General features: G+C 72.5%; 18 protein-coding genes and 1 pseudogene. 10 read left to right on the top strand and 9 right to left on the bottom strand.

Annotated features, from left to right (window positions below; genetic code table 11):
* Nucleotides 1-325 precede the first annotated feature (325 nt).
* The 5 genes from ACH4XV_RS45130 to ACH4XV_RS45150 all read left to right on the top strand — a co-directional run bounded on the left by ACH4XV_RS45130 (nt 326) and on the right by ACH4XV_RS45150 (nt 6,725).
* Entirely contained in the window at nt 326-1,858 is a 1,533-nt protein-coding gene (locus tag ACH4XV_RS45130; RefSeq protein ID WP_395799876.1) for a glycosyltransferase, read from the top strand.
* A 45-nt stretch (nt 1,859-1,903) separates the two neighbouring features.
* Nucleotides 1,904-2,527 (top strand): acyltransferase, encoded by a 624-nt coding sequence (locus tag ACH4XV_RS45135; RefSeq protein WP_395799878.1) that lies wholly within the window; start codon nt 1,904-1,906, stop codon nt 2,525-2,527.
* A 141-nt stretch (nt 2,528-2,668) separates the two neighbouring features.
* Complete coding sequence (locus tag ACH4XV_RS45140) at nt 2,669-5,806, top strand: ATP-binding protein (protein WP_395799880.1); 3,138 nt, start codon at nt 2,669-2,671, stop codon at nt 5,804-5,806.
* A 125-nt stretch (nt 5,807-5,931) separates the two neighbouring features.
* Nucleotides 5,932-6,336 carry a hypothetical protein gene (locus ACH4XV_RS45145; protein WP_379999888.1) on the top strand — a complete coding sequence of 135 codons (405 nt, stop codon included), beginning with the start codon at nt 5,932-5,934 and terminating at the stop codon, nt 6,334-6,336.
* On the top strand, nt 6,333-6,725 hold the full coding sequence (locus ACH4XV_RS45150; RefSeq protein WP_395799882.1) for a hypothetical protein: 393 nt from the start codon (nt 6,333-6,335) through the stop codon (nt 6,723-6,725). Before ACH4XV_RS45145 ends, ACH4XV_RS45150 begins: the two co-directional genes overlap by 4 nt.
* A 100-nt stretch (nt 6,726-6,825) precedes the next feature.
* Here ACH4XV_RS45150 and ACH4XV_RS45155 read toward each other — a convergent pair whose 3' ends face one another.
* Nucleotides 6,826-7,704: an alpha/beta hydrolase gene (locus tag ACH4XV_RS45155; RefSeq protein WP_395799884.1), complete on the bottom strand. Its 879-nt coding sequence runs from the start codon at nt 7,702-7,704 to the stop codon at nt 6,826-6,828.
* 177 nt (nt 7,705-7,881) lie between these two features.
* Here ACH4XV_RS45155 and ACH4XV_RS45160 point away from each other — a divergent pair, with 177 nt between their 5' ends.
* The gene (locus ACH4XV_RS45160) at nt 7,882-9,846 is read left to right on the top strand and encodes a BTAD domain-containing putative transcriptional regulator (RefSeq protein ID WP_395799886.1); all 1,965 of its coding nucleotides are present in this window, start codon (nt 7,882-7,884) and stop codon (nt 9,844-9,846) included.
* Between the two features lie 23 nt (nt 9,847-9,869).
* On the opposite strand, the gene ACH4XV_RS45165 is transcribed toward ACH4XV_RS45160, so the two are convergent.
* Together ACH4XV_RS45165 and ACH4XV_RS45170 are read right to left on the bottom strand one after the other, a co-directional pair.
* Nucleotides 9,870-10,442, bottom strand: a complete 573-nt coding sequence (locus ACH4XV_RS45165; protein ID WP_395799888.1) for a hypothetical protein — start codon at nt 10,440-10,442, stop codon at nt 9,870-9,872.
* Nucleotides 10,439-10,777, bottom strand: coding sequence for a PadR family transcriptional regulator (locus ACH4XV_RS45170; protein WP_379999878.1), 339 nt, complete (start codon nt 10,775-10,777; stop codon nt 10,439-10,441). The genes ACH4XV_RS45165 and ACH4XV_RS45170 overlap by 4 nt, the downstream gene beginning before the upstream one ends.
* A gap of 154 nt (nt 10,778-10,931) precedes the next feature.
* Between ACH4XV_RS45170 and ACH4XV_RS45175 the strand changes: the two genes are divergently transcribed.
* Entirely contained in the window at nt 10,932-12,125 is a 1,194-nt protein-coding gene (locus tag ACH4XV_RS45175) for a serine hydrolase domain-containing protein (protein WP_395799890.1), read from the top strand.
* Nucleotides 12,126-12,164: 39 nt separating this feature from the next.
* On the opposite strand, the gene ACH4XV_RS45180 is transcribed toward ACH4XV_RS45175, so the two are convergent.
* Together ACH4XV_RS45180 and ACH4XV_RS45185 are read right to left on the bottom strand one after the other, a co-directional pair.
* Complete coding sequence (locus tag ACH4XV_RS45180) at nt 12,165-12,692, bottom strand: SRPBCC family protein (RefSeq protein ID WP_395799964.1); 528 nt, start codon at nt 12,690-12,692, stop codon at nt 12,165-12,167.
* Nucleotides 12,672-13,220 (bottom strand): annotated as a pseudogene (locus ACH4XV_RS45185) (YbhB/YbcL family Raf kinase inhibitor-like protein); the annotation flags it as partial. The gene ACH4XV_RS45180 and the pseudogene ACH4XV_RS45185, both read right to left, overlap by 21 nt.
* Nucleotides 13,221-13,321: 101 nt before the next feature.
* Between ACH4XV_RS45185 and ACH4XV_RS45190 the strand changes: the two are divergent.
* On the top strand, nt 13,322-13,963 hold the full coding sequence (locus ACH4XV_RS45190; RefSeq protein WP_395799966.1) for a GntR family transcriptional regulator: 642 nt from the start codon (nt 13,322-13,324) through the stop codon (nt 13,961-13,963).
* On the opposite strand, the gene ACH4XV_RS45195 is transcribed toward ACH4XV_RS45190, so the two are convergent.
* The 4 genes from ACH4XV_RS45195 to ACH4XV_RS45210 form a co-directional block, all read right to left on the bottom strand.
* Nucleotides 13,923-14,369 carry a hypothetical protein gene (locus ACH4XV_RS45195; protein ID WP_395799892.1) on the bottom strand — a complete coding sequence of 149 codons (447 nt, stop codon included), beginning with the start codon at nt 14,367-14,369 and terminating at the stop codon, nt 13,923-13,925. The two genes, ACH4XV_RS45190 and ACH4XV_RS45195, sit on opposite strands and share 41 nt — an antisense overlap.
* Nucleotides 14,370-14,691: 322 nt before the next feature.
* Complete coding sequence (locus ACH4XV_RS45200; RefSeq protein WP_395799894.1) at nt 14,692-15,402, bottom strand: hypothetical protein; 711 nt, start codon at nt 15,400-15,402, stop codon at nt 14,692-14,694.
* 96 nt (nt 15,403-15,498) lie between these two features.
* Nucleotides 15,499-15,672: a DUF397 domain-containing protein gene (locus ACH4XV_RS45205; protein WP_380000038.1), complete on the bottom strand. Its 174-nt coding sequence runs from the start codon at nt 15,670-15,672 to the stop codon at nt 15,499-15,501.
* A gap of 5 nt (nt 15,673-15,677) precedes the next feature.
* Complete coding sequence (locus ACH4XV_RS45210; protein WP_379999871.1) at nt 15,678-16,517, bottom strand: helix-turn-helix domain-containing protein; 840 nt, start codon at nt 16,515-16,517, stop codon at nt 15,678-15,680.
* A gap of 476 nt (nt 16,518-16,993) precedes the next feature.
* Between ACH4XV_RS45210 and ACH4XV_RS45215 the strand changes: the two genes are divergently transcribed.
* Together ACH4XV_RS45215 and ACH4XV_RS45220 are read left to right on the top strand one after the other, a co-directional pair.
* Nucleotides 16,994-17,194 (top strand): hypothetical protein, encoded by a 201-nt coding sequence (locus ACH4XV_RS45215; protein ID WP_395799896.1) that lies wholly within the window; start codon nt 16,994-16,996, stop codon nt 17,192-17,194.
* A 1,798-nt stretch (nt 17,195-18,992) separates the two neighbouring features.
* Nucleotides 18,993-19,415: a hypothetical protein gene (locus ACH4XV_RS45220; protein WP_395799898.1), complete on the top strand. Its 423-nt coding sequence runs from the start codon at nt 18,993-18,995 to the stop codon at nt 19,413-19,415.
* Nucleotides 19,416-19,709: the final 294 nt, after the last annotated feature.

Here is a 19,709-nt window from a genome sequence, read left to right on the forward strand (position 1 = left end):
GGCCGGGGGGCGGGTCGGGTGCCGCCGTCACCCCGTATTTTGTTTGTCTCGTCACGGGGGGGGGGGCGCCGGGGCCCCGGGGGGGGGGCCCCCCCCGCCCCCCCCCCCCCCCCCCACGACGTTCGGGGCCGACGGACAGGGCTCGACGCGGCCCTTCGACGTTCACGCCCGATGGCGTTCGCGTCGCTCCCGGCCGGCGACGCGCCGTGTCCCCGAGCGGAAACCGGGTCCTTTCGGTAAAGCCAAGTAACGTGGCGGCGCTGGTCACCGCTCGTCCCCGGTGACAGTCTGTGAACAGTCGGCACGGCCTTGGGAGACGACGGCGATGAGCGACAGGGACTCGGCTGTGGCCGCGGGTGTGGCGATTCCGGACGCCCGGCAGGCCGCGGAGGACCGTGGATTCACCCCGCCCGAGCGGCTGCGACGGGTCGTCGTCACCCACACCGACGTGGGCGAGCAGATGCCGCGCGATCCGGTCGAGGGCCTGTACACGCTGCACGTGGCGCCGGCCGAGACGGTCGCGGTGACCACCTCCGTCGAGGTCTCCGAGACCGGCGTGGTGCGGTCGTTGCGGGTGCCGGTCGACCCGGCCCGGACCGCCGAACTGGCCGCGGCACGGGCCGCGGTCGAGGCGCTGGACGGCGGCGGGGTGATCCGCGGCCTGCGCCGGATGATGGCCCAGCGCGACCTGGAAGCGATCCGCAACCGGCACCGCGCCGAGGTCGAGCGCGACGCGACGGCGTGGGCGGCGCGCTGCGCCCGGGCGTACGAGCCGTACGTGCGCGCGTTCGCGGCCGACGCGGTGCCGGCCCCGACGCCCTCCCCCGTGCTCGGGATCGGGCCGACCAACACCGCCGGGCAGGGCCACGCGTGGGCCCGCGCGGTGGAGCGGCACCTGCCCGGGGTACGTGCCGAGTCGGCCGCGCTCGCCTCGGCGAACACCCTCGGTCACCCCACCGATCGGGCGATCGGCACCGACGACTGGTTGTCCACCCGCTGGCAGCTGGGCCGGCTCGCCGAGGTCCTGGACCGCTATACGCACGTGCTCGCCGAGTGCGGGATGCCCGCGTTCGGCCGACTCGGCGGCTCCTGGGTGGACACCGACCTGGCCGAGCTGCGCGCGGCCGGGATCGCGCTCGGGCTGATCCTGTACGGCTCGGAGGTGCGCGATCCGGCGGCGCATCGGGCCCGCGTCGAGTTCTCCCCGTTCGACCCGCGCTACGAGCTGACCCACGCGCTCCAGGCCAAGGTGGACCGGCTGTTGCCGATCCTGCGCGGCCTGGAGGTGCCGACGTTCGTGGCCACGCCCGACCTGATCGCCGACGTGCCGGACGCGGTGTGGCTGCCCGCCGCGCTCGACCCGGCGCACTGGCGCACCGAGACCCCGGTGCTCACCCGCGAACGGCCGGTCGTGGTGCACGTGATGGCCGGCCCCTTCCTGCGCGGCACCGCGCGGATCGAGCCGACGCTGCACCGACTGCACGACATCGGCCTGATCGAATACCGCCGCATCCTGAACCGACCCGCCGCCGAACTCCCGGCGCTGTTCGCCGACGCGGACATCGTGCTCGACCAATTCGCCTGCGGCTCCTACGGGATGACGTCGTGTCAGGGCATGGCCGCCGGCCGACTGACGATCTGCTACCTCCACGAGTCGGCGACCGAGCACCTGCCGGCCGACCTGCCGATCCGCGCCGCCGACCCGGATTCGCTCGCAGAGGTCCTGGAGGAGATCGCGGCCGAGCCCGACGCGGCGCGCGAGACGGCCGCGCGGGGACCGGCCTACGTGGCCGAACACCACGACGGCCGGCGCTCGGCCCGGATCCTCGCCGATTTCCTGGGCGTCGCGGCCGAGTGAGCCCTTTCCCGGGCGTGGCGAGCGGGCGGGTACTAGCGTTCGGGAATGGCAATCGACCCGAGCGCGGACGTGGACGATTCGGCGAGCATCGGTGAGGGCACCCGTGTGTGGCACCTCGCCCAGATCCGAGAGGACGCGGTCCTGGGCCCGAACTGCGTGATCGGGCGCGGCGCGTACATCGGCCCCGCGGTGCGCGTCGGGGCCAACGTCAAGGTGCAGAACCACGCGCTCGTCTACGAGCCGGCCGTCCTGGAGGACGGCGTCTTCATCGGCCCGGCGGTGGTGCTGACCAACGACCTCTATCCGCGCGCGGTCACCCCCGACGGCCGAATCAAGGGCGAACAGGACTGGCACGCACAGGGGGTGACGGTCCGTCAGGGCGCCGCCGTGGGTGCCAGGAGTGTGGTCGTCGCGGGCGTCACGATCGGCCGCTGGGCCCTGATCGCGGCGGGCGCCGTGGTCCACCGCGACGTCCCGGACTACGCCCTGATGGCCGGCGTACCGGCCCGCCGCATCAAGTGGGTGGGCCGCGCGGGCGTGCCGCTGAACCCGACCGGCGACGGTTCGTGGCGCTGCCCGGAGACGGGCGACCTGTTCACGGAGCGGGACGGCGAGCTGACGCCGGCGGCGACCACGACGGTGATGACGACGGAGCCCGCGCAGACCTGAGTCGAAGCGGACGACACGCTGCGACCGGAGCAGGGTGGTTGTCCGGTTCGGGTGGGTATCTCACGCTGGGGTGGTGAGACCAGCACGCGCGGCCTCGGTCTTGCGGGACCCGGCCCCCGGTGAGGGGTGGGAGGACTGAGCATGGCCGGCTTTCCCTTCGTCGGACGCACCGAGGTGTTGGCCGAGGCGGACGCGGCGCTGGCCGATGCCCGCGCGGGGCGCGGTGGTGTGGTCGCGCTGACCGGGGCGGCGGGGGCGGGCAAGACCAGGGCCGCCGAGGAGGTCGCGCGGCGGGCCCGGGGATTTCGCGTCCTGTGGGTGAGCTGTCCGCCCGGGACGGCCTCCGCCCCGCTGCGCCCGTGGTCGGCGGTGGCTCGGGAGCTGGTCACGGGCGACGCGGCGAGTGCCCGCCTGGCCGAGACACTGCCGGCGTTGCGCGCACTGGTGTCCGGCGGCGGGGGGAGCGATACCCACGGCACCCACGAGAGCGCACCCGAGGCAGCCCGGTTCCGGCTGGCCGGGGACCTCGCCCGGCTGATCCGAACCGGCGCCGCAGGCACCCCGCTCCTCCTGATCGTCGACGACGTCCACGAGGCCGACGCCTCCTCGGTCCGCCTGCTCCCGGACCTCGCGCCGAGCCTGCGCACGACGGCGGCGCTCCTGCTGGTGACCCTCCGGGAGGACGAGGCATCCTGGCGCGGACGGTCGGCGGCCCGCTCGGCACTCCTGCGCACCGCGCGCTGCCTGCCGCTGGGTCCACTCGCCGAGCCGGACGTACGCGCGCTGGTCGAGGCCGCCGGCGGCGGACGGCCCGACCCGGCCGCGGTCCGGACGCTGCACACCCGCTCCGGCGGGGACGCCTTCTTCGTCACCGAGCTGCTGCGCCACCGCGCCCCCGGACCGGTACCCGCCTCGGTCCGGGACGCGGTCGGTGTCCGGTTGGCCGAGCTGCCGCCGGAGTGCGCACGCGTACTGGGCGCGGCGGCGGCACTCGGCGCGGACTTCCGGCTCGACGCGCTCGCCGGCGTCACGCGGGTGCCGTTGGGCGAGGTGCGTACAGTCCTCGCCGAGGCGACGGCGGCCGGGCTGCTCGCCCTGGTCGAGGCCGGGTCCGGCGCGTTCCGGCACGAGCTGATGCGGGAGGCGACGTACGAGGCGTTGTCCCCGGCGGAGCGGGTCGCGTGGCACGAGCGGGCGGGGGACGTCCTGGCCGAATTCGCCGCCCGGGGGCGGGACGTCGGACCCGCCCAGGTCGCCCACCACCTGCTGCGCGCCGGCCCGGAACACGCCGAGGCGGCGGCCGGGTACGCCCGTCGGGCCGGGGACGAGGCGGCGGGCGTCTTCGCGTACGAGGACGCCGCCCAGTGGTACGAACGATGCGTCACGGCCCTGGGCGCGGTCGGCGCGGCGGACGCCCCACTCGCCGAGGTGCTGATCGAACTGGGCGCGGCCCACCTGGGCATGGGCGAACGCGCGGCGGCACGCGCCGACTTCCTGCGCGCCGCCGACCTGGCCCGCCGGCACGGGCGCGCCGACCTCCTCGCGCACGCCGCTCTCGGCCTCGGCAACGGCCCGGCCGGTATCGAGGTCGACCTGCTCGACCGCCCACAGATCGACCTGCTCACCGAGGCGAGAACGCAGCTGTCGGACCGGCGGGCCGAACCGGCGGCCGGCGCCGCGACGTTCGTCGCGCACCCCGAGCTGCTCGCCGCCGTCACCGCCCGCCTGTCCGTGGCGGTCACCCTGATCGAGCCCGAGCCCGTCCGCCTGGCCCTCGCCGAGGAGGCCGTGCGCCTCGCGCGGGCCTGCGGTGACGCGGCCGGCCTGGGCTACGCGCTCGCCGCCGAGTGCGACGCGCTCGCCGGCCCGGCGTACTGCGCCGAGCGGCTGGCCCGGTCCGCCGAAATCATCGACACGGCCCGCCGGTTGCCCGATCCGGCGCTCGAACTCCTGGGCCGCCGGCTGCGGATGGTGGCCCTGCTCGAACTCGGCAGGGTCGCCGAGGCGGATGCCGAGATGCCGGCCTTCGGCGCCGCCGAACGTGCGCTGCGACATCCGCTCTACGCCTGGTACGTCCCGCTGTGGCGCGGCATGCGGGCGCTCCTGGAGGGCCGGTTCGCCGACTGCGCGCGCTGCGTCGATCGGGTGGAGGAACTGGGCCGCCGGGCCGGCAGCGGCAACGCCGCGCTGCTCGCGGCCACTCAACGCTGGTGTCTGCTGGCCGAGTCGGCGGACCGGACGGCCATCGCGGAGCTGATCGCCGGGCAACCACGCCTCGACGAGATCCCGGACGCGTGGGCCAAGGTGTCCCTCGCGCTGGTCGCCGCGCAGCTGGGCGACACCGAACAGGCCGAGCGCCGACTGGCGGCGGCCGGCCCGCTCCTCGCGGACGCGCCCCGGGACAGCGAGTGGCTGCCGATGCTCGCCCAGGCCGCCGAGACGATCGCGCTCGTCGGCCCGACCCCGTTGGCCCGGCGGTTGTACGAGTGGCTGTCGCCATACCGGGACCTGTTCGTGGTCGAGGGCATCGGCGCCGCCGTGCGCGGGCCGGTACACCGACACCTCGGCCTGTTGGCGACCACGCTGGGCGACCGCGCTGCCGCCGAACGCCACTTCGCCGCCGCCCTCGCCGCCGCCCGGGGCATCGGCGCGGCCCCACTGGTCGCCCGGATCGCCCGCGAGGCCGGCACCGCGCCGGCCGCGACGGACCGGCCGAACGTGTTCCGCCGCTCGGACCGCCTGTGGCGGCTGGGCTACGCCGATCGTGAGGTGATGCTGCCCGACAGCAAGGGCATGCACGACCTCGCCGTACTGCTGGCCCGTCCGGGCACGCCGGTGCCCGCACTCGACCTGGCCACCACCGCCGGCCCCGGCGCCGAGGCCGCCACGCGGGCCGACGACGCGCTGCACGGCCCGGGCGACACCGGCGAGGTGATCGACGCCGCCGCGCGCTCCGCGTATCGACGGCGGCTCCGGGAGCTGGAGGGCGAGGCCGCCGAGGCGGACGCGGCCGGGGATGCGGAGCGTTCGGCCCGTATCGCCGTCGAACACGACGCGCTGGTGGGGCAGTTGTCCGCCGCGTACGGCCTCGGCGGCCGCGTCCGCCGCTCCGGCTCACCCGCCGAACGGGCCCGAACCGCGGTCACCGCCCGCATCCGTGCCGCCATCGACCGCATCACCCGAGCCCACCCACCCCTCGGCCGACACCTGGCCAACACGATCCACACCGGCACGCTGTGCGTGTACAACCCGGAACAACCCGTCACATGGCGGCTGTGAGCGCGGAAAAACAACGGCGGAAGAAGGGTTGCAAGGCGCGATCGCACATCGTGCCGCCCGATCGCACGCCTTCTTCGTACGGGGGTCCCCGGACGAGGGGATCGGAACCGATCGAGGAGGACATCGTGCCCGGCATCTCGAAAGCACAGGCCGCGTTCACCCTGGACGAGCCGGTGATCGAAGGCCGCTATGCCGAACTGGACGGCTACACCGTCGGGTTCGAGACCCACAAGGCCGACGTCGACCCGGCGGCGTTGTTCGCCGGACTGCCCGACGACCGCTGCCAGAGCCCGCACTGGGGTGTGGTGCTCACCGGAAAGGTGGTCTTCCGCTACCCGGACCACGACGAGGTCTATCGGGCCGGCGACGCCTACTACGGCGCTCCCGGCCACCTGCCGCTGATCTTCGCCGGCACCGAACTGGTGGAGTTCAGCCCCACCGAGGCACTGGCCCGGACCATGGCGGTCGTCGGCCGCAACCTGGCCGCGACGAAGACGGCGCAGGCCGAAAAGTCGGAGGCGCGGTCATGAACGACGTACTCGTGGCCAACCTGATCACCTTCCTGGAGACCGGCACCCCGCCGGAGGGCCTGTTCGCCCCGGACGCCTTCTGCGACCTGTCCCTGCCGCAGTGGCGGCTCCAGGCCCGAGGCATCGAGGACCTGGTCGCGCTGCGCAAGGGCGGACACCCGGCCCCGGGCACCGTCGCGCGCCATCGGGTCGACCCGACCCCGACAGGGTTCGTGATCGAGGTCGAGGAGCGCTGGGAGCAGGACGAACAGCACTGGTACTGCCGGGAGTTGATCCGCGCCGACGTCGAGGGCGACACGATCGCCCGGCTTTCGGCCTACTGCACCGGCGACTGGGACGAGGCGCAACAGCGCCGGCACGCGGAGGAGGTGACGTTGCTGGAGCCGTGAGGGCGCGGGGGTGATCCTTCGCGGGCTCTCGTGCGGGCTTCGTACGGGCTTCGTGCGGGCGGGGCCGCCCCGATGGCCCCGCCGAGCGCCCCGCCCGCCGTCAGCGCCGCAGGAGCGCCCGCAGCGCGGCGGCGACCTCGGTGGGCGCCTCCTCCGCCATGAAGTGGCCGGTGGAGACCGTGGTGTGGGCCAGGTCGGGCGCCCAGGCCGACCACAGCGCGGCGGCGTCGAAGCCGAGAGCCGCGCCCCAGTCCTGCTGGAGCACCGTGACCGGCATCGTCAGCCGGTTGCCGGCCGCCAGGTCGGCCCGGTCGTGCTCGACGTCGATCCCGGCCGAGGCCCGGTAGTCGGCGACGATGGACGGCACCGCCTCGCGGCAGGCCCTCAGGTACGCGGCGCGCACGTCGGCCGGGATCGCCCCCTGGTCGACGGTCCAGGTGTCCAGGAAGTGGCCGAAGAAGGCGTCCGGGTCGGCAGCGATCATCCGCTCCGGCAGACCCGGCGGCTGGGCCATCAGGTACAGGTGGAAGCCCGCGGCCGCGGTCACCCCGTGCATGACGTCCCACATGTCGAGGGTGGGCAGTACGTCGAGGGCGGCGAGGTGGGTGATCCGGTCCGGGTGGTCCAGGCCGGCGCGGAACGCCACCAGCGCACCGCGATCGTGCCCGGCCAGCGCGAACCGCTCGTGCCCCAGGGCCGCGGCGAGCGCGACGACGTCGGCGGCCATCGTGCGTTTGGCGTAGGCCGTACCGTCGGTGTCGACGGGCTTGTCGCTCGCGCCGTAGCCGCGCAGGTCGGGGCGGATCACGGTGTGGTCGGCGGCCAGGTCCGCGGCGACGTGCCGCCACATCAGGTGGGTCTGCGGGAAGCCGTGCAGGAGCCCGATCGCGGGGCCCGAGCCGGAGACGGCGGCGTGCAGGTCGACCCCGTCCGCGACGGTGATCCGGTGATGGCGGTCGGCGGTGGTGGCGGGTGCCATGGGTGGCCTCTTTTCCTCGTGTTTTCTTCGTCGAGTCCTCGTCGAAGGGGTGGCTCCCACCCTCGCGGCAGCGGATGAGCATCGGATGAGCGCGCGCTAGCGTGGCCGGGAGCGGGCCCGGAACAGGGCCCGGAGCGCGCCCGGAGCAGGACTCCGGCAGGCACGAGAGGGCTGGTCATGGCGGCGGGCGTCACGTTCGGGGTGCTCGGTCCCGTGGTCGCCTGGGACGCCGCCGGCGACCTCGTCGCCCTGAAGGGACCCCGGCACCGCGCGGTGCTGGCGCGGCTGCTCGTCGACCGGGGGCGCGTGGTGCCGGTGGCCCGGCTGGTCGAGGATCTGTGGGCGGATCCGCCCGAGGACGCGGTCGGTGCGGTGCGCACGTTCGTATCCGCGCTGCGGCGGGCCGTCGAGCCGGATCGGCCGCCGCGTGCTCCGGGCCGTTTGTTGGTCACCGCCGGGCCGGGCTACGTGTTGCGCGCGGATCGGGACGCGGTCGACGGCGGGCGTTTCGAACACATGCTGGGTGCCGCCGACGCGCTGCCCCCGAGTGAGGCGCTGCCCCGGCTGACGGCGGCGCTGGAGTGCTGGCGCGGGCCCGCGTACGCCGATTTCGCCGGCGAGCGGTGGGCCCGGGCCGAGCGGGCCCGGCTCGGTGAGCTGCGGCTGCACGCCGTGGAGCGCCGGGGGGCGGCCCGGCTGGCGGTGGGGCAGGCCGCGCGGGCGGTGGCGGAGTTGGACGGGCACGTGGCCGAGCATCCGTGGCGCGAGGAGGGCTGGCGACTCCTGGCGCTCGGGCTCTATCGGGACGGGCGCCAAGGCGACGCGCTCGCGGTGTTGCGCCGGGCCCGACGGTTGTTGGTCGAGCGGCTCGGGGTGGACCCCGGGCCGGCGTTGCGGCGGCTGGAGGCGGACATCCTCGCCCAGGACGATCGGCTCGGCGCGATCGATCCGGCCGGGCGGGTGTGGGCGGAGGTCGCGGCCGAGTACGACCGTACGCTCGCCCCGGGCTCCCGGGCCCGGTTGGCGTCGTCGGTGGGCTTGGCGCGCGACCTCGCCGTGGGCGGCGGAGGCGGCCTGGCGGCGGCCCGCCGGCACCGCTCGGCGACCATCGAGGCGGCCGAGGAACTGGGCGATCCGGAGCTGACCGCCCGGGTGATCGGGGCGTACGACGTCCCGGCGATCTGGACCCGCGTCGACGACCCGGAGCACGCGGCGCACGTGATCGCGGCGGCGGAGCGTACCCTGCGGGCGCTGCCGGCGGGCGAGCACGAGGCCGCGCGGGCGCGGTTGTCGGCCACCATCGCGGTGGAGTCTCGGGGTACCCGCTCGCCGCGCGCCGCACGGGCCGCCCGCGAGGCGGCGGAACTCGCCCGGCGACTGGACGACCCGGCGCTGTCGGCGTTCGCCCTGAACGGCGTATACATGCAGTCGTTCGCGCGGGCGGGCCTGTCCCCGCGCCGCGAGCGGATCGGCGCGGAACTGACCGAACTCGCCGAGCGGCACGGCCTGATCACCTATGTGGTGCTCGGCCGGCTGATCCGGATGCAGGGCCGCGCCGCGCTCGCGGACTTCGCCGCGGCCGAGGAACGCGCGCTGGTGGTGGACCGGTTGGCCGACCGCCACGAACTGCCCCTGGCCAAGGTCTTCACGCGATGGTTTCGCGCGCTGCGCCTGGCCGCGACCGGCTCGGCGGAGCGGACGGACGAGGCCGAGGCCGCCTACCGCGACGCGGCCGGCCGGCTGTCCGGGGTCGGCATGCCGGGCCTCGAACACGGGCTGTTGCCGCTGGCGTTGTTGTGCCTGCGGCTGCGGCACGGCCGGCCGGCGCACTGCGACGACGACACCGATTGGGGTCCCCACGAGCCGTGGGCCGGACCGCTGGTGCTGCTGGCCCGAGGCGCCCGGGACGAGGCCGCGCAGCGCCTGCGGGGCGTACCGGATCCGCCGCCGGGGCTGCTGTTCGAGGCGCTGTGGTGCCTGGCCGCGCGGGCGGCGATCGGGGTGGGCGATCGGGCGGTGATGGCGCGCGCCGTCACCGCCCTCACGCCGGCGGCGGCCGAGGAGGCCGGCGCCACGAGCGGCCTGCTGACCGTCGGCCCCGTGGCGGGTCACCTCCGAGACCTGGCCGATGCTCTCGGCTGAGCCCTGCGGTGCGCCCTCGGGAGTCAGGACCCGCTCGGGACGCCGGGCAGGGGCGGTGGCGGCATCAGGTCGGTTCCGTCCGCGGCGAACCAGTGCTTGTGCAGCGTGCGCGTGCGATAACGCCTGGAATACATGGGGTTGAAGGTCCCCAGTACGAGTACGGCGAGCAGGACCCACTGCCAGGTTCGGGGTGGAAGCAGGAGTTCGGGATCCGTGAGAACGATCGAGCCGAGACCGCTCATGACCATTATGAGCACGAACAGGACGATGCCCTCCAGCTGGCCACAGAAGTTCCTGCGGAGGAAGTGGAAACGGCCGAGGGCGTCGTCCCGTACCCACATGCGGTATCGGTCCGGCACCCGCTTGGCGAACAGGCGGTAGGCGAGCCAGTGGTGCAGCGGAGGGCGGTCCCGCAGCCGGGTCAGCAGCCCGCCGCGCACGACGTCCCACGCCTCGCCGGCCGACGGCCGGGTCGCGCCGGGCGGGGCGGCGTCGAGCAGAGTGCCGAGGAGTTCGGCCTCCCTGGCGAGCCGGTAGCGGGGTGGGTAGGCGCGCAACAGCAGGCGACAGTGTCTCTCGTACGTGTCGTTCATCATCCCGCCGGGTTGAAGACAAAGGGTGGGGTACCGAGCCGGCGCGCGGCTCGGTGGGCGAGTTCCGCCAGTCGTGCGGTTTCGGCGGTGAGGGCTTGGCGGCCCTCGCCGGTCAACGTGTAGTAGCGGCGGAACCGGCCGCCGACGACCTCTTCGCGGTCGAGTGCGACCAGGCCGTCGCCGGCGAGCCGGTCCAGCGCGCCGTACAGGGTTCCCGCGCCCAACTTGACTCTCTCGTCGGAGAGTTCGCGGACCGCGGTGATGATTCCGTAGCCGTACAGCGGCTCGGGGGCCAGTGCGAGCAGGATGAGGTAGCTCTGCTCTCTCAGTGGCTTCATGACCGTTATATATCGCGCGGCGATATATAACGGCAAGAGGCGGCCGGGGTGGTGGCACGACCCCGAGTCGGGAGGTTGGCCGGATCGTGCCGGGTGGGTGTGGGCGCGGATCCTGGATCAGGCAACCGACCCGCATCCCCACAGGAGTTGACTCGTGCGTTCATCGACACGGCACACCCACCACCCTTCCCGACGACCCCGGCTCGGCCGGCGCGGCACGGTCTCGGCCGTGGCGGCGCTGGCCGCCGGCCTGATCGTGGCGGGGGTGATGGCGCCGCCCGCAGCGTCGGCCGGCGGCCGGCCGGACGGCGTACAGCGGGGCCTGGACGCGCTGGTCGGGCCCACCGGCTCGGTGGGTGCGCCGGGCGCGCTCGCGAGCGTCGAGGACCGGCACGGGCACACCCGTACGTACACCGCCGGCGTGGGCGACATCGCCACCGGCGCGAAGGTGCCCCGGGACGGCCGGATCCGGGTCGGCAGCAACACCAAGGCGTTCACCGCGGTGGTGGTACTGCAACTGGTCGGCGAGGGCAAGATCCGACTCGACGAGCCGATCGAGACCTACCTGCCGGGCGTGGTGCACGGGGACCGGATCGACGGGAACGTCATCACCGTCCGGCACCTGCTCCAGCAGACCAGCGGGCTGCCCAACTACACCGAGTACAACCTGCAACTGCGCTACTACGAGCCGCGCGAGCTGGTGGACATCGCACTGCGACACCCGGCCGACTTCGCGCCCGGCGAGAGCTGGAAGTACAGCAACACGAACTACGTACTCGCGGGCATGCTCGTCGAGAAGGTGACCAAGCACCCCATCGCCCGAGAGCTCGATCAACGCATCATCAAGCGCATCGGCCTGCGCGACACCTACATTCCCGCCCCGCACGACAGCAGCATCCGGGGCCCGCACCCCAGGGGCTACGACCGGGAGTCGCCGGGCGCGCCGCTGACCGACATCACCGAGATGGACCCGTCGTGGGCGTGGTCGGCGGGCCAGATGGTCTCCACCGACTCCGACCTGAACCGCTTCTACGGCAAGCTCCTGAAGGGCGACCTGCTCAAGCCGGCCCAACTCGCCGAGATGCGCGCCGACACCCGCCCGGCCGAGAAGACCTTCGGCCCCGGCGCCCGCTACGGCCTGGGCCTGGTCAGCAAGCCGCTGTCCTGTGCCGGCGGTGGCAGCGAGCTGTACTGGGGACACGGGGGCAGCTTCCCGGGCTACGAAACCCGGGGCGGCGCCACCGACACGGGCCGCGCGGCCAACGTGGCGGTGACCGTGCAGCTCGGCGACGAAGCCGCCAGGCAGCGCGTCGACGACATCGTCACCACCGCCCTCTGCCGTTCCTGAGCCGGGCTTCCCGGGTGCGCCGGAGCGGTCAGGCCGCGGTCAGGCCGCGGCCCGGCGGCGGACGGTGCGTTCGAGGATTCCGAGGGTGGCCTTGAGCGCCGATTCGGGGACCACCGGGAAGGTGAGGCGCCGCTTCCACTCCTCGGCGAGTTCCGACCAGTCGTAGTAGGACGTCACGAGGGTGCCGCCCTCGGCCGGCGCCAACCGGTAGCCGTAGACGTGGCGGACGTGCGGTCGGATGCGCCCCTCGACGGTCCAGGCGATCTCCTCGTTCGGGACGAGCTTGGTGATCACGACCTCGACGTCGTACTTGCCCAGGGGGAAGTCCCCGAGGGCTTCCCGGTCCATGTGGACCACGAAGCGGTCGCCGGGGCGTTCCACCCGGGCGCCCTCGGCGTCGAGGAGCATGCCCGACGCGTCGATGTCCACATGGCCCCGCGGGTCGGTCAGGACCGCGAAGACGGCTTCGGCGGAGGCGGGGACGAGGCGGGAGACCTCGACGCGTTCGACGGCTTCGTCCGCGTCGAACTCCTCGCCCTCGCCGAGAGTTTGCGCCGTGGCGGTCAGCGTCGCCCGGCCGAGGGTGTGGGTGGACATGGTGAAGCCGAGCAGGGCGGGGGTGCCGTCGACGGGGACGTCGATGGACTCGACGTCGAGGGCGTGTACGACCACGAGGTAGCGGTGCCGCCCGTGCCCGGCCGGCGGGGCGGCGCCGACGAAGCGGGCCGCGCGGGCGTCGTTGGGCAGTTGGAAGGCGCCTTCGGGCAGGCCCGAGCCGGTGTCGTCGCCCGCGCCTTCGGGCAGTTCGGTGACGTGGGCGGGGATGTCGGCGACCGCCCAGTGCCAGAAACCGGAGCCGGTGGGGGCATCGGGGTCGTGGATCGTGACGGCGAAGCTCTTGGTGCCTTCAGGCGCTCCGCTCCAGGAGAGGTGCGGGGAGAGGTCCTTGCCGTCCGGCATGCCGAACATGCCCGACAGCTGCGCGGGCGCCCAGGGAGCGCCGTCGGCGACGGAGGCGCTGGTCACGGTGAACGGGGCGGCCTCGGGGAGGCGGGTGAAGGGATTGCGGGGGTTGCCGGGGCGATCGATGCTCATGGATCGACGATAACACGGATAATCGATTATCTGCGGGATCGTCTATAGTGAGCGGCGTGACCCGGACGCCGTTCCCCGCCTCGCCCGCACCGGCGAAGCAGATGCTTTCCGAGCAGGTGCATGCCCACCTGCGGGACGCGATCATGCGCGGCGTACACGCCCCCGGCGACGCGCTCAAGCCGCAGGACCTCGCGCGGGCGCAGGGCGTGAGTCTGGCCGTCGTCCGCGAGGCGCTGGTGCGGCTGGTCGGCGAGGGGTTGGCGGACCGGCTGCCCAATCGAGGGTTCGCCGTACCGGCCTTCTCGGATCGGCGCTGGCAGGAGATCGCCGAGGCGCGCCGGGTCGTGGAGCCGGTCGTGCTGCGCATGTCCGTCGAACGCGGCGACGTCGACTGGGAGGCACGCGTACGCGCGGCGCACCACCGGCTGGCCCGGACGGAGCCGTACGACACCGAGGAGGGCGAGTACTACAGCAGCGCCTGGGCCGAGGCGCATCGCCTCTTCCACCGCACGCTGCTGGAGGGTTGCGGCAATCCGGTCCTGCTGGAGACGTTCGACCGTATGTGGACCGCAAGCGAGTTGGCCCGCCGCTGGTCGGCCCACCGCAACCCCGACCGCGACGGCATCGACGAACACCGCCGCCTGGAGGAGGCGGCCCTGGCCCGCGACCCCGAGGCCGCGGCCGCGATCCTGACCACCCACCTCACCCGAACCGCCGCCGACCTGACCCTCCGAGAAACCTGACCCGCCTTCGACTCGTCACCGGCCCAACACGTCGAATCCCGAAGCAGAAGGCGACGATGAGCGCGTACCAAAGAGTCGCGCCCCAGTGCCAGGCGCCGATGGCGACGAGCAAGAGCGCCCACAGCAGAAGCAACGTGTGCCCCACCGCCGTTGCCGTGAACGCGCGCGATCGCAGGGCGGCCGACCGGACGACGAGGCCGAACACGGCGTAGAAATCGATCCCGGCCATGATCAGGGCGACCAGCGAGGAGAGGCCACGGCCCTCGGACTCGACACCGTAGCCGTCGACCGTGGACGGCCCCATGAACGGCCCGGTCAACGAGGGCATGGCGTTCGAGTCGAGGCCGACATGGTCGACACCGACAGCGACGGCGTACCAAAGCCACACAGGGATTTCGAGAACCAACAACGACCCGAGCCAGATACACAGATACCTCAGGCCCCACGCACGCAACGACTCCGAACGGACCACATTTGCCCTCAACGTCCGACCCCGCCCCGAGCCGCCGGGCCGGTTCCTCGCCCGGAGTCGGGAGCCGGCTCTGCGCGTCGGTGGGATCGACGCTCCGGATGACGACGCGGCTTCCGGGTCCCGGGTCCCGGGTCCCGGGTCCCGGGTCCCGGGTCCCGGGTCCCGGACAATGTAGTGGGCCCGATCCGCCGCACAGGGGTCGTGGCCATAGTTCACCGCTGGACCCGGCAGGTGGGCCGCGCCCACCCGAACGGTGTCAGCCGCGCAACTCCCGGGTGAGCCGGTAGCGCCGCGGGTCCGCGATGCCGTGCAGATCCTCGGCGGTCAGGAACGGTCCGTCGCCACCGAGGAGTTGCAGCCGCCGCACCTCGCGCACCGGCCGCAGCCCGAAGGCCGACTCCAGCTCCAGGTCGAGCCGACCCGCCGCATCGTCGAACCACCAAGACCCGACGACCCGGCCCGCCAGGCCCGCCCGCCGGTGCGTGCCGGTCAGCGCACCGGGGTCACGGGAGCCGTTTCCCATGGGGCCGAGTTCCAGCGCCAGGAACTCCCCGAGGCGGGCATCACTCTCGATCGTCCAAGGTCCGGGCTCGACCACCCCGCCGGCCCCGGAACGGCCCCGGGATCGAACCCCCAACCGCCGCACGACCTCGGCAGCCACTTCCCGGACGTCACAACCGGGCGGCAACCGCTCCACGCCGCCGCCGTCCGGCGGGGCTGTCGCGTCGAGCGGCCAGACCAAACACGACTTGCCGAACGAGGCCGCGTATTCGCACTGCACCCGCACGTGCGGATCCTCGGCCGCACCCCGAGACCAGACCAGCAGAACGAGGTCGCAGGCCCCCAACTCCTGAAGCACCGGCTCGGCGGGCAGCCCGTCGGAGAGATCCCGGATCTCATCCACGGCAGTCCGCACACCCGCGTCGCGCAACAGGACATCCAGGCCGACGGCCCGATCCGCGTTCACGGGCGAGTACGCGAGGAACACCCCGAGCCGGCGACCCGGTTCGAGGCCGCCGCCCCCAAGCCCCGGCGATCCAGGGCGAGTTCCGTCATCCACGACCTAGCCCCGAAGCCCCCGAAGCAACTCACGCCACGCAGCGGGGCTGACGGCCAAGTGGCCACGGCCGCGATCCTTGGTGTCACGGATGCCGGTCATCGCTTCGAGCGGCGCAACTTCAACGCAGGCTTCCTGATTCTGGCTACGGGCGGACTTGCGCCAAGCGTAGCTATCCATGCTGCTCAAGAGTCTTCCAATCTTTCCGAGATCATGCGGCGGGACTCCGCTTCCGAGCACGCAGCCTGGCCGAAGTACGCGAGATTGCGGCGATATCGCTTGATGGTGCGCGAATCACTGAGAAGCTGCGATCCGCCTTCGTACTCGACATAGGCCACGGTCGCGCCTGCTTCCGGTTGGGGATCCAACAAGGTCACTGTGCCGGTGAAGGCGGCGCCGGGAGCATCGTAGGGGACGATACGTAGGGTTACGTTGGGCAGTTGGCCGAGGTCAAGCAGGTACTGCAACTGCCGTTGCAAGGCTACGCGACCACAGAAGGCGTTCAGTAGGACCGACTCCGACAACGTGGCCAGAAGACTCACCGCGCCCGCCGTTACAACCTGCTGACGCCGCCTACGGACGTCCAAGAGCATTTCTGCGTCTTCGGGATCCGGAACGAACGCGCTCTGAAGCAAAGTTGCCTGCGCGTATCCCGGCGCCTGCATAAGACCCGGGATCAACATCGCCGCCACTTCGATGCTCGCGGCTTGTGATTCCAACAGGATCAACTCTTCGTACTGCGGCGTGAGGACGTCCTGATACCTGCCCCACCAGATTCCCGACTCTCCCGTCTCAACGCCCAAGAGGCGATCCAACCTCAAGCGCATGGCCGAGGTCAGGCCAAGGGCCTCCGCAAGTGCATCGACGTGCTGCTTGCCGATCAGAGTCTTGTTCGTCTCCAAGCGCGACAACTTGCTCTTGTCCCACCCAACCCTGGTCGAGGCCGCATCCACCGTGAGACCCCGCTCAACTCGCAAGCGGCGTAGTTCCTCGCCGAGCTTCTTTTGGTTCGCTGCGGGTCTCATCCGGGGGTCACTCCCTCAAGTTCGGCAATCAGCGCTCGCCGGGCGATCAAAGCGGTCAAGTGTCCGATGGACACGCTGGGCCTCAGGCTGGTGATTGTTGTTGCAACAACACATGTTGCATGTCAGTGTCGATCGTAACGGACGTTTCACTGTCCGTGACCATCTATCCGTGGTTGCTGCCGAGTGCTGCCGGTGATCGGCAGACAGGAGTGGAGGCATGCCACAAGCCGAATCGACTCCCGGGTCCGCGACGCCAAGGCGCCGACCTACCCAGGGCACATGGATCCGCGACGGTCTCAGCGGCCTGTGCGGGGTCTGCGAATCGTCCGTCACCCGAACCGTGTTCGCCCGCACGCTCGCCGGCACATCGTTCACGGCCCGCGCCGACGACGTCCGCGTCCTCACCCGACGCGGCGACGGACGCGGCCTACACCCCACCCGTCAAGCCAACAACCGATCCCACAAGAGGAGTTCGCATGATCAGCCTGCCACTGGTGCGCGAAGGCGACATCGTCGAGCACGCGCACGAAGAGCAGCGCAACGAGTTCCCGGCCGGCCGGGTCACCCTCACCGGCGTCGGCATGGTCACCGTCGAACCCCTCGACGGCACCCCGAAGTGGACCGTCGACCGCTACGACGTCCGGCACATCGAAGAGGCAGCCCGCCGATCCGACTGACCCGCAGGTGGGCGGGTGACCGATTCCAAGCAGCGCCCGCCCACCTGCGACACCCGCAACCCCGAAGGGCAGCAATGGCATACGCACGATACCGACCACAACCACCCAACCGGCGTCCCAACCGCCAACTCCACTCACTCGTGGGATGGTTGCGCACCGCGATCACGCGCAGACCCGCCCTCGCAAACGCGATCCGCGTCCTGACCGGCGCCGCACCACCCCACCCCCTCCCCGTCGACTGGCGAGCCCACCTCCCCAACCCGGCCGACCGCATCGAATCCGGCCTCGCCCACGACTGACCACACCTTCACCCCTTCAGAACGGGGCAGGCGTGGTTCCACCCGGGAATCACCGTGCATCCGACCCTCAAGCCACACACGAGGCCAAACAAGAAAGTCCTTCCATCGACCGAAGCAAAGCCGAGAGCGCCGCCGGACGTTGCACTTTGGTTGCGGCGTGCCGGTGCGGGGCGGACCAGAGTCGCCGGGCGGGCCGCCGCCGGCGTGCGGGGCTACGAGGCCCGGGGCTCCCGACGAGACGCGCGCTTCACTCGGCGGAAAACCGACCGGCAATGGGGGCGGGGAGAGGGGTCGGGTCGAGTCCGCCGGGGAGCCTTCCCATGTGGGTCGGGCGCTTGCGGCGGGCGTCGCGCCTCGGTCGGGTGGTGCCAGTCCGGGGCCGATCAGAGTCGCCGGGCGGGCCGCCGCCGGCGTGCGGGGCTCCAAGACCGGGGTTCCCGACGAGAGGCCGCTTTACCCGGTGGAAAACCGGCAGGCAGCAGCGGAGCGGGAGGGCGGCGCGGTTGAGCCGACCGGTGAGCCTTCCCGAGTGGGTCAGGTGCTTCCGGCGAGGCTTGCGTCCGGGTTGCCGAGGGTCGGGGCCGGTCAGAGTCGACAGGTCGGCCGCCGCCGGCGTGCGGGGCGCCGAGACTGGGGGCTCCCGACGACACGCGCACTTTGCTCGGTGGAAAACCGGCCGGCAGCGGCGGAGCGGGAGAGGGGTCGGGTCGGGTTCGCCGGGGGCCTTTCCGATGGGTCGGGGCGTTGCGGTGTGCGGTGGGCATGTGAGTGACGAAGGCTCACGAAACCGGATGGCGTCGGGTGTTGCAGCGCCGAAGTGAGAGAAAACCGCAGGTCGGAGCAGAAGAGGAGTCGTTTCGGGTGCCTCGGGATCCGGTTTCGGCCCCCACCGGGCAGTTTCGGTCGTCCTCGCCGGTCTGCGTGAGGCCGAAGCACGCGAAACCGCCTCGACCGGGCAGTTTCGGTCTCCCCCACCGCCGTCGAGGAGCCCCAGACGCACGAAACCGGCACTCGGCACGCGATTCTCCGCCCCGACCACGCAAAACCGCAGGTCACCGACGCTCAAGGCTCCGAACCACCCATCGCGATCCGGTTTCGAACCCCAACCCCTCCCTAAGCACTCCAATTCACTCGCGAAGGCGCCCTGGCGCACTCAACCCGACCCCTCTCCCTGCCCGCCGCTGCCGGCCGGTTCTCCACCGAGCAAAGCGCGCGTGTCGTCGGGAGCCCCCGGTCTCGGAGCCCCGCACGCCGGCGGCGGCCAACCAGGCGACTCTGACCCGCCCCGACCCTCGGCAACCAAGACGCAAGCCCCGCCGAAAGCACCCGACCCCCTCGGAAAGCCTCTCCGGCGGACCCAACCGCACCGCACCCCTGCCCGCCGCTGCCGGCCGGTTTTTCCGCCGAGCAATACGCGGATGTCCCAACCTTTCAGTTGTCAATTTCGGGCTAGTCTCGCCGGTTTTAGACTGCTGCCCCGCTCCACGGAAGGACACCCTGTGCGCCCAACCCGGTTCACTCCCTGGCTGCAACAACGGCTGGCCGAGTCCGGCAGCGTGACCCAGGTCCGGACGCCCACCGAGGCCGGGCGGCAAGCCTCGCCCAAGCGTGGGCCCTACGGCCTGCTGTCGACCCTTCGCAACGGGGGCGTGGTCGAGCTGGGAATCACCGCGGAGTCGGCTCCGGGCGACCAGTACGACCTGCCCGAGAACATGGTCGAGGGCGAACCCATGACACCACCTCCCACGCCCGAGATCGACGGTGCCAAAGTGCGGACCGGCGATGTCGAGGCATTCATCGCGGCCGTGATCGCCACATCCTCCGAGGTGGCCCACATCGACCGGTACTCGGAAGCGGAGTCTCCCGGGGCCATTCCGTACGGGTTGCGGATCCGCACCCACTCGGGGCGAAACTCCGCGTGAACTTCGTGACGACCCACAGCTCCGGCCGGCAAGCGGGCGCGGACTACGCCGTTGCGGACGCCATCTGATCCCACCCGGAACAGCGCGTCCACGAACCCGACGTTCGAGAGGCATGGAAATGCGAGCCACCGGACCAACACCACTGCCGTAGACGCACTACGTCCGACCCTCGACCGATGCGTCGATCGAGGGCCGGACTCAACCGGCGCCTCCTCGCCCACGGCCGACTCCCGCATCGCCGGACGTCGGGCCGAACAGCGCCATCCGGACAAGCCGGCCGACCGGGGCTCGTCG

It is taken from the genome of Embleya sp. NPDC020630 (assembly GCF_044334985.1).
Taxonomy (GTDB): domain Bacteria; phylum Actinomycetota; class Actinomycetes; order Streptomycetales; family Streptomycetaceae; genus Embleya.